At 59.6% G+C, this 12,679-nt stretch carries 15 protein-coding genes; 1 reads left to right on the top strand and 14 read right to left on the bottom strand.

Annotation, left to right across the window (positions count from 1 at the left end; translation table 11 throughout):
* Window positions 1–158 precede the first annotated feature (158 nt).
* Genes NA389_RS21645 through NA389_RS21595 form a run of 11 tightly spaced genes read right to left on the bottom strand, consistent with a single transcriptional unit; the run spans window position 159 to window position 8,658 of the window.
* On the bottom strand, window positions 159–536 hold the full coding sequence (locus tag NA389_RS21645; RefSeq protein WP_004115528.1) for a hypothetical protein: 378 nt from the start codon (window positions 534–536) through the stop codon (window positions 159–161).
* The gene (locus NA389_RS21640; protein ID WP_088244039.1) at window positions 533–3,391 is read right to left on the bottom strand and encodes a conjugative transfer ATPase; all 2,859 of its coding nucleotides are present in this window, start codon (window positions 3,389–3,391) and stop codon (window positions 533–535) included. The genes NA389_RS21645 and NA389_RS21640 overlap by 4 nt, the downstream gene beginning before the upstream one ends.
* Window positions 3,391–3,801, bottom strand: a complete 411-nt coding sequence (locus tag NA389_RS21635; protein ID WP_006785978.1) for a TIGR03751 family conjugal transfer lipoprotein — start codon at window positions 3,799–3,801, stop codon at window positions 3,391–3,393. The genes NA389_RS21640 and NA389_RS21635 overlap by 1 nt, the downstream gene beginning before the upstream one ends.
* Window positions 3,801–4,169, bottom strand: coding sequence for a hypothetical protein (locus tag NA389_RS21630; protein ID WP_088244038.1), 369 nt, complete (start codon window positions 4,167–4,169; stop codon window positions 3,801–3,803). The genes NA389_RS21635 and NA389_RS21630 overlap by 1 nt, the downstream gene beginning before the upstream one ends.
* A 10-nt stretch (window positions 4,170–4,179) precedes the next feature.
* Window positions 4,180–5,682 carry a TIGR03752 family integrating conjugative element protein gene (locus NA389_RS21625; protein WP_088244037.1) on the bottom strand — a complete coding sequence of 501 codons (1,503 nt, stop codon included), beginning with the start codon at window positions 5,680–5,682 and terminating at the stop codon, window positions 4,180–4,182.
* Window positions 5,672–6,622, bottom strand: coding sequence for a TIGR03749 family integrating conjugative element protein (locus NA389_RS21620; RefSeq protein WP_088244036.1), 951 nt, complete (start codon window positions 6,620–6,622; stop codon window positions 5,672–5,674). Before NA389_RS21620 ends, NA389_RS21625 begins: the two co-directional genes overlap by 11 nt.
* Window positions 6,622–7,281 (bottom strand): PFL_4703 family integrating conjugative element protein, encoded by a 660-nt coding sequence (locus NA389_RS21615; protein ID WP_004115533.1) that lies wholly within the window; start codon window positions 7,279–7,281, stop codon window positions 6,622–6,624. The genes NA389_RS21620 and NA389_RS21615 overlap by 1 nt, the downstream gene beginning before the upstream one ends.
* Window positions 7,278–7,634 (bottom strand): TIGR03750 family conjugal transfer protein, encoded by a 357-nt coding sequence (locus NA389_RS21610; protein ID WP_004115534.1) that lies wholly within the window; start codon window positions 7,632–7,634, stop codon window positions 7,278–7,280. The genes NA389_RS21615 and NA389_RS21610 overlap by 4 nt, the downstream gene beginning before the upstream one ends.
* Before the next feature lie 12 nt (window positions 7,635–7,646).
* Window positions 7,647–8,033 (bottom strand): TIGR03745 family integrating conjugative element membrane protein, encoded by a 387-nt coding sequence (locus NA389_RS21605; RefSeq protein WP_006785968.1) that lies wholly within the window; start codon window positions 8,031–8,033, stop codon window positions 7,647–7,649.
* Between the two features lie 35 nt (window positions 8,034–8,068).
* The gene (locus NA389_RS21600; RefSeq protein WP_055386969.1) at window positions 8,069–8,311 is read right to left on the bottom strand and encodes a TIGR03758 family integrating conjugative element protein; all 243 of its coding nucleotides are present in this window, start codon (window positions 8,309–8,311) and stop codon (window positions 8,069–8,071) included.
* Window positions 8,311–8,658 (bottom strand): RAQPRD family integrative conjugative element protein, encoded by a 348-nt coding sequence (locus NA389_RS21595; protein ID WP_055386970.1) that lies wholly within the window; start codon window positions 8,656–8,658, stop codon window positions 8,311–8,313. The genes NA389_RS21600 and NA389_RS21595 overlap by 1 nt, the downstream gene beginning before the upstream one ends.
* Before the next feature lie 184 nt (window positions 8,659–8,842).
* Between NA389_RS21595 and NA389_RS21590 the strand changes: the two genes are divergently transcribed.
* Window positions 8,843–9,190: an FxLYD domain-containing protein gene (locus tag NA389_RS21590; protein ID WP_088244035.1), complete on the top strand. Its 348-nt coding sequence runs from the start codon at window positions 8,843–8,845 to the stop codon at window positions 9,188–9,190.
* A 90-nt stretch (window positions 9,191–9,280) separates the two neighbouring features.
* Here NA389_RS21590 and NA389_RS21585 read toward each other — a convergent pair whose 3' ends face one another.
* Genes NA389_RS21585 through NA389_RS21575 form a run of 3 tightly spaced genes read right to left on the bottom strand, consistent with a single transcriptional unit; the run spans window position 9,281 to window position 12,615 of the window.
* Window positions 9,281–10,039, bottom strand: a complete 759-nt coding sequence (locus NA389_RS21585; RefSeq protein WP_006785966.1) for a TIGR03747 family integrating conjugative element membrane protein — start codon at window positions 10,037–10,039, stop codon at window positions 9,281–9,283.
* The gene (gene traD, locus NA389_RS21580; RefSeq protein ID WP_055386971.1) at window positions 10,032–12,131 is read right to left on the bottom strand and encodes a type IV conjugative transfer system coupling protein TraD; all 2,100 of its coding nucleotides are present in this window, start codon (window positions 12,129–12,131) and stop codon (window positions 10,032–10,034) included. The genes NA389_RS21585 and traD overlap by 8 nt, the downstream gene beginning before the upstream one ends.
* A complete protein-coding gene (locus NA389_RS21575; RefSeq protein ID WP_438795989.1) occupies window positions 12,124–12,615 on the bottom strand; it encodes a hypothetical protein in 492 nt (163 codons plus the stop codon). The genes traD and NA389_RS21575 overlap by 8 nt, the downstream gene beginning before the upstream one ends.
* Window positions 12,616–12,679: the final 64 nt, after the last annotated feature.

Raw genomic sequence — 12,679 nt, 5'->3', positions numbered from 1 at the left:
CTGATAGAAACAGAAGCCACTGGAGCACCTCAAAAACACCATCATACACTAAATCAGTAAGTTGGCAGCATCACCCAAAAAAACCGGCCCTGGGGGCCGGTATGCAATATTGTTATTTTCTTTTTGTAATCATGCCCCTGGTGAAGGCAAGTCTGTAGTTATACGTCAAGCCCGTTGATCCACAGCATCAGATACACCAGATCAGCCGAATCCGGCACCGTGATATACCAGCGCGGATGCGCATACTCCTCTTCCTGCGGCCAGCTCGTCTGTCCCGTCACGGTGATAAGAATATTCACCGCCTGCTTCAGCTTTCCCTCAAGATAGATGGCCACGCTGCTGCTGAGTCCCACCCGGTGCGGGTGACAGGTCATTTTGACCGGCCCGGTCAGGCGCTGTCTGAGCATTGCCCGCAGCCTCACCAGATGCTGATGTGTCGCCGGGAGCACGCCGGGCTCCCCCTGAGGCGACAGGGTGAAAAGCGCACCGCCACTGTGCTCATGGATGGCGGGTTCAGGGTACTTCAGTGTCATCATACCGTGGCAGGCTCCTGTTGTTTCTCCGTCAGACCGCGCAGACGGTCCAGATTCTGCGCGACGCGTTTTGCCGCCTCGAGTTCGCTGCAGTGAAATTCATTCATCAGCGCCCGGCGTTCGGCTTTCTCTTCTTTTTCCGTCATGCCCAGTGCCAGGAATAGACTGGGCGGCACGGCACGAAACAGCGCTTCGATCCGTTTCGCCAGCACCACGCCTTCCGTATAACAACCCGACAGTTTACTGGCGGAAAGCAGCACCGATTCCTGCTCCGGCGTGAGCGCGCGGAAACGGCTGATATCTTTGACCTCCTCCGGGGGCATGGTCAGACAAATCCACCATTCCGCCATGTTCAGCATTTTTTCGGCAATATCCGGGTAGTCCTTAAGGTTCTGGGTGGCCAGCCACAGCCAGGCACCGAGCTTACGCCACATCTTGACCACCTTGGTCATATACGGCGACAGCAGCGGGTTGACCGTCACGATATGCGCCTCATCCACCGTGAAGACAATATCCCGGCCCAGGAACTGGTCACGCTCCGCGATGTTGTTAATCATGTTGGTCATCGAGACCATGGTCAGGGCCATCTGCGCCTCGTAGCCCTCACGCGCCAGATGCCCCAGGTCGACCAGCGTCACGTCAGCTTCCGGCCACAGCTCCCCTTCGCGGTTGAACAGCTCCGCTTCAAAGCTCCCGGCCTGAGTGAACATGCCCAGGGATTCCGCCATTTCCGCCGCTTTCGCCTTGCGCTGGGCATTGCGGACATTGATGACGCCCTCATCGTTGTCAGAGGCAATGTCGTACAGCGCCTTCTGCAGGTCAGACGGCAGCATCTGCCGCCCTTCCTTATACGTGGCATGTGCCGCCATCAGCAGCGCCTCACGTATCATCGCCCTGTCGGCACGCTTCAGGTCAGCCTCTTCTTTCGGGTCGCCGCCGGTGATCATCATGCGCGCGGAGATTTCCATTTCACCGAGAACGTCACGCTTGTCATCCTCGCCATCGTCGTCCGTGTCGATATCCGGCAGGTCGCTCTCATCCACGGCCTGGGCGGCCAGGCCTTCTTCCACCAGTTTGTGAGCATCAGCAAACGGCGGCAGGCTGACGCCGCTCCCGGGTTTGACGCTGATTTTATTCACCGTCAGCCCGAGGCTGTCAAAGAAGTCGGCCAGCAGGCCGAACGAGTTCCCGGCCTCCGCAATAAACAGCCGCGGACGATGGACGGCCATCAGCTGGGAGAGCGCGGCACACAGCGTGGCCGACTTGCCCGCCCCGGTCGGGCCGAACAACAGCAGATGCGCGTTCTGGGTGCGGTCGAGCTTGTTGAGCGGATCGAATGTCAGGGTATCCCCGCCGCGGTTGAAAAAGCTGAAGCCGGAGTGCCCCGTGCCGGTTTCCCGCCCGGTTACCGGCAGAAGACCGGCCAGGTGCTGAACCCAGGTCAGACGGGTATACCAGTGTTTTTTGTCGCTGTCCGGGTTAAAGCACATCGGCAGCGCCCGCAGCCAGCTGTTCAGCGGACCTTCTTCAAACTCCGGCCGTACCGGCTGCAGACCGGCCCCGAGCAATACGGTGGACAGCTCCAGCCGCTTGCGCTTCAGGCTGGTCATGTCATCGCCGCGCAACAGGAAGGTGATCCCCGCCCGGTACAGCTTGTGCCGGTTGCCCAGATACTCTTTGACCGTCTTCACATCCTGGCGGACGCGGCCCGACTCGGTATTCTCACCGACCGCATTTTTCGACAGCCGGTTAAACTGCTCTTCAAGCCGGTCCTGGGGCTGCACCACCACGGTCATGCACACCATGGTCCCTTCCGGAAACATATCCATCAGGGCATTAATTTTCTTTTCACCCCGGCTTTTCTCGCCGGTCAGGGTGCCCGGCTCCGGCGGTGTGCGCAGTTTTTCCACCGCCACCGCGCAGTGCGGCTTGTTGTCAATCCACCACACGCCGTTTTCTGGGTCGGAGACCGGCGGCGTGAACCACAGGGTTTCGGCAAAATCATTGCTGACCGGCACGGTGCCTTCAGGTGTCTCGCGCGGGTCTGCGTAAGCAGCCTGCCGATAGAGCGTGGTTTTCTCCACCCAGTCCGGTGATGGATTGAACAGCCGCAGCAGCCAGCCATGCACCTGCAGGCCGTTCTGCCGGGTGCAGCGGATCCCCGCCCCGCCCAGGGCATTAACGACCCGGTCGCACACCTGGTTGAGCATCGCCACCGGCGGCATCGGATCCCGGCTTTTCCCAAGCCAGCGATAAACAACCATCCGGGTGCGGCGCTGCTGCCCGCGCCACGGCTGGCCGGTAATCAGCGAGTCAGTAAAAAGTCCCTCAGGCCGGGAGATACTGCGAATATGGCGCTCCATTTCACCCAGCCAGGCGTCGGTAAACGCCGTGCGCTGTGCATGTGGTTTGACATACCCGCGCAGCCTGTCCAGGTACGCGTCAGTGTCGTCCTCGTCCTGGCAGAAGAACTGCACGACCCAGGGATTCACGTCATGTTCATCAAAGCTGTCCTGAAGTGCATCCTCAACCGAGTCCCGGATCTGCTCCAGGCGCTCTTCGGTTCGCCCTTCGGTCGCCACCGGTGTCACATCATAAACGGCCCCCACCGACACGCCGTCATCAAGCAGGAGACACTGCTCTTCATCGAGAAATTCTGCCCAGGGCAAAAAGTCAATGATGGACGGATTGGCGTGATAAACCTTCTCCTCATCCTGGCGCGTCATTTTCCCGGGGCGCTTCAGGGGTTGCCGGCCCTTCACGGCCGCGTTCAGGGTCTCATCTGCCTGAACTGACTGGCCGTCATCAACCGGCGTCTGCCGGTCGGTGGATTTATTACGCGTAAACAGTGAAAGCATTACAGGGCCTCCGTGCGTTCGCCAGGCATGGCATACTGCGTCTGGCTGTAGAACGGGAACACGGTGCTGTAACCCGGCACCGGCGTATTACCGTCTGCCAGGTGGGGATACAGGTACATCACCATGTCGGGGTTGGGCAGCCGGGGAAACTGCTGGGTGATTTCGCTTTCCTGAGTACGGCTGTAGCTGCGGTCGGCCTGCGCGTCCGCCTGCGTTTCGCTGCCCGTCAGCGGCCGTCGCAGCGTGTCGCGGGCCGCCGCAGACTGGCGGGAAGTACTGCCGCCACCGTCCGCCCCGTTCCACAGTTCAAGCATGGTGTTATCGCCCGCCGGCAGCATTTCCTCTTTGGAGGTTGAGCAGCCGCTGAGCATTACACAGCTCAGGGCCAGAATGAAAACCGTTCTGTACATTACCGGTATCTCCTTTGTGAGGCGGCCGGATCGTAACCGCCGCAGATAAAAACGAACGCACTGACATTCAGCAGGTGCCCCAGCTCCCGTAATGTCATACGCGGGCAGTAAAGCCGGCGCGAGATTTTCGGGCTGCGCCACGAAACGGCACACTCCCGGGCACTGAGCGGCAGGGAGAACCTGCCGATATCCAGTAAAAGCTGGCCATCGCGCCAGCGCAGTAAAGGTGCGCCGGCAGGCAACAGCGCTACGGGTCGCAGCAACAGAACCGCAGAAGACGTAGGGATCACGTCAATATGCCAGCCTGCCCCGTCGCTGAACGTCCAGCACACGGATGAAAGAGGGAAAAACGTTATCTGTCCCGCCATGGCCGTGTACTCAGTCCAGTCCGCCGTTGTCACTGACGCCACCCGGCAGGGTGAAGTCGTAGCGCACCTTACGGCCCTTGTCTTCATAATCAATGGCCAGCTGACGGGTGATATGCACGGCAAGACGGGCACCGGGCGGCACATAAATGGCATCAAACGTCATCCCGTAACGCTGTTTGATCCAGTCGGTGGTTTCAGACATACCGCCGGAAATGGCTTTCCCCAGCGCCGCCTGTCCGGCGTCGCCGGTCATGGTGGCGGAAATGCCATTCACGTTGTTCTGCGTCGTGTACTGCCCCTGACTCATCGCTTCACCCGCCGCACCGGCAGCCGACAGGCCAAAGATGGTGGGCAGGTAGGTGGAGGCATTGGACTTACGTTCGCCGCCAATGCACGGGATCCCGTTTTCATCCGAAATCCAGCCGATACCGCCACTGGTGCCGGTATCCTGTTTAGCCTGAGCGTTATTATTCTGCCCGCCGGCGTTGTTACTGGTGTCTGGTCTGGGGAGGGTGCGCACCGTACCGTCGGAAAAGACAAAGGTGACGCTGTTAACCTGCCCGCGTACGCAGGACAGCGTCCAGTCACCGCTGGCCGTCCCGGAAACAATCGCCCCTTCGACGTCCGGCAGCTCGATGCCGTTCGCCGTCAGGTTATCCTTACCGATAAGCACCTTGAACGGATAAGGATCGGTCACAGTGCCGTTGATGGGCACCCGGCCAAGCAGTGCCGTCATGGCGCGGCTGCCGACCAGCGTGGAATTTTCCGGCAGCGTGTAAACCGGCTCGGCGCTCTCTTCCGCCCCTTTTTCATTCGTCCGTCCCTTCACTTTCTCCTCATAAGCGGCTTTCTGGCGGGTCAGCTCATTTTCCCCCAGAAAAGAGGTCGGGAACTGAGGTGAGGCTTTGCCGCTGGCCGCATCCCGCGGATCCGTCTCTTTCTGGTCCGTCGGCGCGACCCACATCATGCCGTCGCTGCCCTGAGAAGCGCTCCCCCCGGTGCTGCTGCCCATGCCGTCCAGTCCCAGCCCCAGCGGGATATCGCTGTCCGCCGTTTTTTTCTCGCTGTCAGGCTTTTTGAGTTTGTCAGTCAGCTCCTGGATTTTCGCCGTCAGGCTCAGTTGTTCGTTCTGAAGCTGAGCCTGCCGCTTGTCGTACTGCTCGCGCAGGCCATTAACAGCCTCATTCACTTGTCCTGAAACGTCCTGATTGCGTCGGCGCAACCGCTCGTTTTCTTTCACCAAATCCGCGTTCTGCTTATCCAGCGTTTTCTGGCGGTCACGCACATCGTTCAGCCGGCCGATGAGCGTGCGCAGGGTGTCCTCCGGCGTGTCGCCTTCCACCCCCAGCGCCTTCAGTTCATCCGGCGAGAGATTATGCAGGGGGCCGCCGCTTTGTTTTGCCTGAGATTGTTCTGCCGGTTCGTTTTTGCAGCTTTTGAGCCCCACGGCCAGCCCGGCAATCACCACGGCCGGCACGATAAACTTCACCAGGGCATTAGATTTAATCTGCATGGCGGTCCTCCTGTTTTACCGCACGGGCCGCTTTACGCAGCGCAGACGGCTCAGCAATAAATGCGCTCTCCGGACGACCGGCGGTCACCACATACACCGTGGTGGTGTCTTCCGGCGTGCCGGCCGGACCGACCCAGCGGTGCTGGAAGGTGGCGGACACAAATTGTCCCTGCAGCGCACGCGGATCCAGAACGACTTTACGGCTGCCGGTGTTCGTGAGCCTGAGTGCCACCACGCTGCGGTTTGCCACGCCCCAGCCAGCCAGCGGCGTGACCGTTAATGGTTCAGAGGGATACAGCGTGCTGACGCGTCGGGGCAGATGCGGGTTGACCGGATGAATACCCGGGACCGCCTCGACCGTACGTGCCGGAGCATAAAGGCTTTGAGCGGCATAGCGGGTCAGCAGCACCGGGATGGGGGCGCTGTAGCGGATTTTTTTACGCCTGGCCTGGGTGCCGTCATCGCTGCCGGTGGGAGCAGATGAGCCTGATCCGGAAGCAGCCCGGTCTGCACCACCTGGCTGACCGGCCGCATCGCCGGCGTGACTCAGCGTGCTGACATCACCGCTGTAGACCAGCCGGACCGGCTCAGTCGGCCCTTTTTCACCGGCAGCGATATCAAACAGCAGAACCTCGCCGCTTTCCACATCCTGCAACTGCACCCGCGTCTGCGGAAAGGCGCTGTCGGCTTTCAGGTAGACGGCCCCGCCGGTGCTCTGCACACGGAGTTTACCGTTAAGCGCCGGCGGAAAACCAACGCGGACGTTTTTGTCCACAAAGACCACCCGCTCCTGCCCCACCTTCAGGGGGATCTGCAGCGGAATACGCTCCCATTTCATCAGCTCATCTGCGCCGGCAGGACGTGATACCAGCATCGCCAGGGGCAGCACGACGAAGGACAGCGCCATCAGCCCGGCGCGGTAGTGGGGGTTTTTACTCATCACTGAAACACTCCTGACTTCTCCGGTTTAGGTGCAGGCGGTGCCGCCTCCAGACGCTGGGGCACACCGGCATAACAGTCCAGCGCCAGACCGAACGGGTTGCGCTCCGCATCACCTTCCCAGCGCACCACTTTCAGCGGGTAACGCACCAGGGCACGTTTGACCGGCTCGGCATGGAAATATTCATCGGCCACCACGTCCAGGCGGGCAATCCAGTGATCGCGATCCTGTACGGTCACGCTCTGTGACTGGTAACCGCGGCCGGGCACTTCATAAACCACGCGCACGCGGTCGGTGAGCTCCCCGGCGTCACCGCGTTTCTTTGCATCCGCTTTCAGGAAATCCTGACAGGACGGCGTCAGATACGGCGACAGCGCATTGATTTTGGCGGAATAGTCCACCTCGCCATTTTTCGGCCAGGCATTGAGCTGCTGAAAAATGTAAAACGCAAAGGAGTAGACCGTCGGGGGCGGCACTTCCCACCAGGGCCGCGTGCTGCCGGTACGTAAATCCGGCGGGTTATGCACGGTCAGCTTGCTGGGCGCCAGCATCCAGCCGGCACAGGTGAATAAAAGGAAAAAGGCAAGCACGGCGCAGGCGATGCGCAGCGTCTGAATATGCTGGTCGCGGTCTTTTACCGCATGGCGAAAACGGCTCATGAAGCTCTCCTGTTACGTTTCACTGACCAGCCCCGGGCATCCACAATCAGTTTCGGATTGCCCATCCCCAGCCGGCGTTTTTTCGTCTCCAGTCGCTGCCAGAGCCAGTTCTCGGGCTTACCGCGCTTGAGCCTGGCCATCCAGCGGCCGCCGAACCAGACGAGCAGCAGCGGCATGACCAGCAGGCCGGTGGGAACGACAACCCAGCCGGCAAGCGGGATAAACGGCAGTGACAGGAGCAGACCCGCACCCGCGCCGGCAAGGGCAGCCAGCCCCATCTCATGGGTGGTAAACCCGCGAAACACCACGGGCTCACTGTTGAGACGGTCAGGTAAAAAACGAATGGTCTGCATCGTCGCAGGCTCCTACAACAGAATGTCGGCAGACTTGCCGAGCAGCCAGATAACGGCAACCAGCAGCACCACACCCACCACCACAATGGCCCCGAATTTGGTCCAGGTGGCTTTCTCATTGCGGACTTCGGTGAAGGTGTGCAGGGCGGCAATGGCAACGTTGATAAAGGCAACGGCCGCCACGACCAGCCCCCCGATAACAATGCCGTCCTGCAGGTAGCCCTTGATTTGTCCGGACAGCCCGCTTCCGCCTCCGGACTCAGGCGCTTCAACGCTTGGCAAATCCGCAAAGGCCGGTTTGCAGGTGAGCCAGCCCAGGAGGGCAAGCGTACCGGCGCGGGTCAGCGTACGACTGGCGAGACGGCGCAGGCGGGCAACAACAGACTCAGAATGGTGCATGGAATTCATCTCCTGACTTAACGTTCATAATCGGGTTAACTGGCAAACATCCAGATACACACAAGCAACAGCAGCACGGTGCGGACGGCAAAACGCCCCAGGGCTACATCCCGCACTTTGGTGTTACTCCAGCCGGTCCAGACATCCGACAGCGCCCACGCGGCCCATAAAAAAAGAAATGCCAGCAGTGCCCCGATGCAGAGCAGATGAAGGATGTTCACATCAAGGCTGCCGGAGCCGGCTTTAAACGCGTTCGTTTGTTCGGATGTCATGGGCATCAGGGCCGCTCCCGCCGGTAATTACCGGCCACGAAAGACGGGTCACGCGGTTGCGCGCGGGAGGGCTCCAGATAGCGGTCAATGCCGCTGCGGATGGTGTTGAGATCGGATGTGGCCTGACGGTAATCAAAGAAAAAGCGGCCACGGTCAGCCGGGTCGGCCTGTGCAGCCGCCACGCGGGCCCGTTCAAGCGACGCCTGAACCTGGTCCAGCTGACGCTGAACAGACGCAAGCTCGTCTTTCTCGGATGCCTGTGCAGCAGCTGATGCCAGAAAGGTCAGCAATACCAGGCCAGTGATGCCCGGGACACGACTGTTGCGCCGCATGGCCGGACGATTTGAGTTCATACGCACCTCCAGAAGGATTAAGGGGTGCGGACAGGATGCGGAAGAGGGAGCGTCGGGTCAGCGATAAACCCTAAACAGGAATTTCAAAATTAATTGCAGGTCAGTGCCGGTGGCAGGTTTAGCTGTAAATAAAGGTTCATTGTGATATTAAGAAAACTCAACGGTAAACAGAGGGAAAATGAAAATGATGAAGACTGTTCTGAAGGCCACGTTAATCACTGCACTGATTACCGGCCCTGTTCTTGCGGCCGACGGTACTGGCAAAGTCCAACTTTCAGACCTGCATTTCGCCACAGCAGCAAATGGTTTGCAGCAAATTGAAGGCACGGGAACAAACGTGTCAGGTGGGCCTGTGAAGACTGTAATTGTCAAATTCAACTTGCTTCAGAATGGGGCAGTAATAGGAAATACGGCAGCGATGGCTGAAAATCTGGAGCCGGGTCAGCAATGGAAGCTACAGGCCCCCTACGACAGCATAACCAACAAGCCAGACAGCTTTAAAGTGACAGAACTGACGGTATTTTATAACTGACACTGACGCGCCAGTAACGGTCGTTTCATGGCTTGTCTGCTGACGGCAGGCGCGCAAAACAAGTTTTGCACGCCTCCGTCCAGCCCTGATTTAAAGATACTTCTTGAACGACGCAGTGGTCACCGTTACGGCGATCCCCAGCAGAACAGCCGCCGGCAACAACAGCAGATTGGGGTAGACTGCCGTGGGCCAGGAAAGGTACAGCATGGCGGGCACCACAGCGGCCGGTTTGACCAGCTTCTTGGCATGATGATAGACAAACGAACTTTCATACCCCGCGCCGTATCGCCGCAGATCACGCCGCCCCAGCCCCTCAACCAGCGCCACCACCACGACCAGCACAAACAACGGCACGGACAGCACCAGGATGGTGACGCGTACCAGGGTGATAATGCTGATCCATACCGTGGCCAGCAGGTATTCACGCAGGTAGCCGGCAAGCCAGCCGCTCCAGCTGTTGATTTCCCGGGTGACGGCATTGTCACTGTGCATCTGGTGTGCATACTGCTGCCGGACCCAGTCAAGGAAGCCACTGTCCACAAAGGCCCACTGATACGCGGTGCTAACCCAGCGCACAACCGTCACCGATGGCTCAGACAACAGCAGGCTCCGGGTGAACTCCGTGGACAGCCATCCCAGCTCGGTGTTCATGACCGCTTCACTGTGCGCCGCCCCGGCTTCCGGCCAGAAGAAGGCGATGCCGATATATTCAATCAGCAGGCTCAGCAGCAGCGAGGACAGCACCACGCCCACCAGGGCCCATGGCCAGCCCCAGAGCAGGTTATACAGAATGCCGTGCTTGCGTTCCGGCAGCGTCTGCTGCTGTGGGGGACGCTTTACCTCAGCCATTCGCCCCTCCTGTGACCGGCACGTTCAGGGCCGGACCATCCCGCCACCAGGATTCGCCGCTGTGATAGCTGCGCCGCATCTCCTCCGCGATTTTCTCAATACTTTCCGGCATCAGCACATCATCAGCATCCCCGGCAGGCAGCGGCATGCGGATTTTCCACAGTTGCCCGCCTTCCAGCAGGGCAAACGCCTGCCCTTTTGGCAGCGTCACGATATCGGCCGGCTCCAGTAGCGGGACTTTTACCGTCCCGACGCGGTCCTGGGTGCTTGAGGTGAAGTCCTGGTCTGCATTGACATCGGCCGTGTCCTGGTGCCCGGAGACCAGCGTTTTGGTGTAAATCTCCACCTGCGGCAGCTGCGTGGTCAGCAGTTCGGCGGTGCGGTTCTCCCTGACGCGCAGCATAATCAGGTTGTTAAAGTTACCCTGTACCTGGGCCGCCTTGGCCGCATTCCCGATGCGTGCCTCAATATCAGAAGACGTCTGGGTATAGGCCGTCACCTGCATGCCGGCACCGCCCCCTTTGTTGATGAGAGGAATAAACTCATCCCCCATCAGCTCGTTAAACTCATCGCAGTGCAGGTTAATCAGGGACTTCCCTTCTTTCCCGCCCGGCAGGCCCGCATTGATACCGTGTTTATAAATGTGCCCGGCCACACTCACCAGATCGGCGAACATGGAGTTACCGACCGCGCTCGCCACTTCACTGTCACTGAGCGCATCGAGCCCCACATACACCACGGCTTTTTTACGGATGATCTGTTCCCAGTCAAAAATCGGCCGCGTGTCGTCAATATCCTGATAATCCGGCGACAGCAGCTCGGCGGTCTTGCCGGTGGTCAGTTTTTCCAGCAGCGGCAGCAGCGATGCCACGATTTTGTCAAAGTAAGTACGGTCATAACGTACCGCTGAACGCAGCCCGTCAAGGATGGGATCATAGAGTTTTTTACCCTCTTCTGAACTCAGCGCAACCTCAATGGCCCAGATACGTAACGCATCCGGCTGCCCCTGCATGTTACGGGGCACGTCGTCCTCTCCCAGCACCTGCTGATTATTCTCAATCTGCGTCTGCAGGGCCGGCAGCTGCGCCTGGATGATTTTTTCCGCATAGCGGATATAGAGATCGGCGATATTGTTCACGTAGCGCATAATCAGCGTGTAGTCAGGGCGCTCACCCAGGGCGACCAGCGCACGGGCGATGATGTTGACGAACCGCCAGGCAAATTCGCGGAATGCCGCACTGTTCCCCTCACCCGACAGCTGACCGGCCACGCGGGACGCCACCTCTGACACGCGACCAAAACGCCCGACGGCATTATAACGGGCTGAAATTTCAGGCCAGCCGAGATGAAAGATATACAGCTCATCCCCGCGTCCGGCCCGGTGGGCCTCTGCCCAGACGCGTTTCATCAGGTCTGCGTCGCCTTTCGGATCAAACACGATGGTGACTTCACCCCGCCGGATATCCTGGGTGACCAGCAGCTCTGCCAGCCGGGTCTTCCCGACGCGCGTGGTGCCGTACACCACCGTATGGCCAACGCGCTCCCCCAGAGCCAGAGTGACGTCTTTTTCGTCGGGCTCGATGCCGTGCAGCGCCGGGTTTCCGCCCACCGGTGGTAACGGCCGCACCGGGTTCAGCGGCGTATCAGCACTCAGCAGCTTACCCAGCCAGGGCAGACGGTGCTCTGTCATCATTTCGAGCTGACGCGCCCCCAGGTAAAAGCGGTTTGGCTGCAGGTAACGGGCCACTTCCGGGCGCAGCGTATCCTGCAGGCGCTGGGTGTGTTTCTGGGTCCAGCGGAACCCCCGGCCGAGAAACAGGCGACGATGACTGACGGGGATCTGTTTAGTGCTCATGACATAGCGCGGCAGGCGGCGGAGATTCCGGCGGTAACGAATAATCTTCATTCCCTGATGCGTGCGGGTGACGGCCAGCGCCGCAAACCCGGCTGCCGTGACATAGCTGACAGACGGAGCCAGGGCGACAGCCCAGGGTGCCTGCACACAGACATACGCCGCCATGCCCGATACCACGGCGGTATTCAGCTCAACGGCCGGACGCAGCAGAGCTTCAATGACGTAACGGTTACTCATCGTCTGCCTCCTTTATGATTTTACCGTCGGCCCTGCGGATATACGTCCCCTTTGCTGAGCCGGCTTCCCTGCAGGGCTGAGAGTGATAACGCAGGGCATCCGCCAGTAAGCGCCAGAGCACATACAGGACATTCGACAGAATGAAAAAAATGATCCATACGGCCCGCAATGACAGCAGGTAATTGTTCGCCGCGGTTTCTGTGGAGACGGCAGTGACGGTGCAGGCTGCCGGCTTTGCCTCAGGTGGAATCGCATTATCAGGCACCGGGCATTCCTCCCACATGTAGTGCCCGGGCGGCGCGGTGCGCCATGCCTTTGCCTCCTTCTGCAACTGGTCGTTAAGGTCACTGACCGGATGGCCGAAAACAAACCAGGCGAGCAGGCAGACACCGCCGAAAGCGGCAGGCAGGACCACGGCATGACGGAATAAACAGAACACAAGCCACAAAGCGCAGCGCAGGCTGTTCAGGAGGCACTGTTGCAAAGTTAGCGATGAGGCAGCCTTTTGTCTTATTCAAAGGCCTTACATTTCAAAAACTCTGCTTACC

The organism is Salmonella sp. NW645 (genome assembly GCF_051703725.1).
Lineage (GTDB): Bacteria > Pseudomonadota > Gammaproteobacteria > Enterobacterales > Enterobacteriaceae > Salmonella > Salmonella enterica.
Note: the sequence above shows the minus strand (reverse complement) of the source record. Positions and strands in the feature narration are given on the sequence as shown.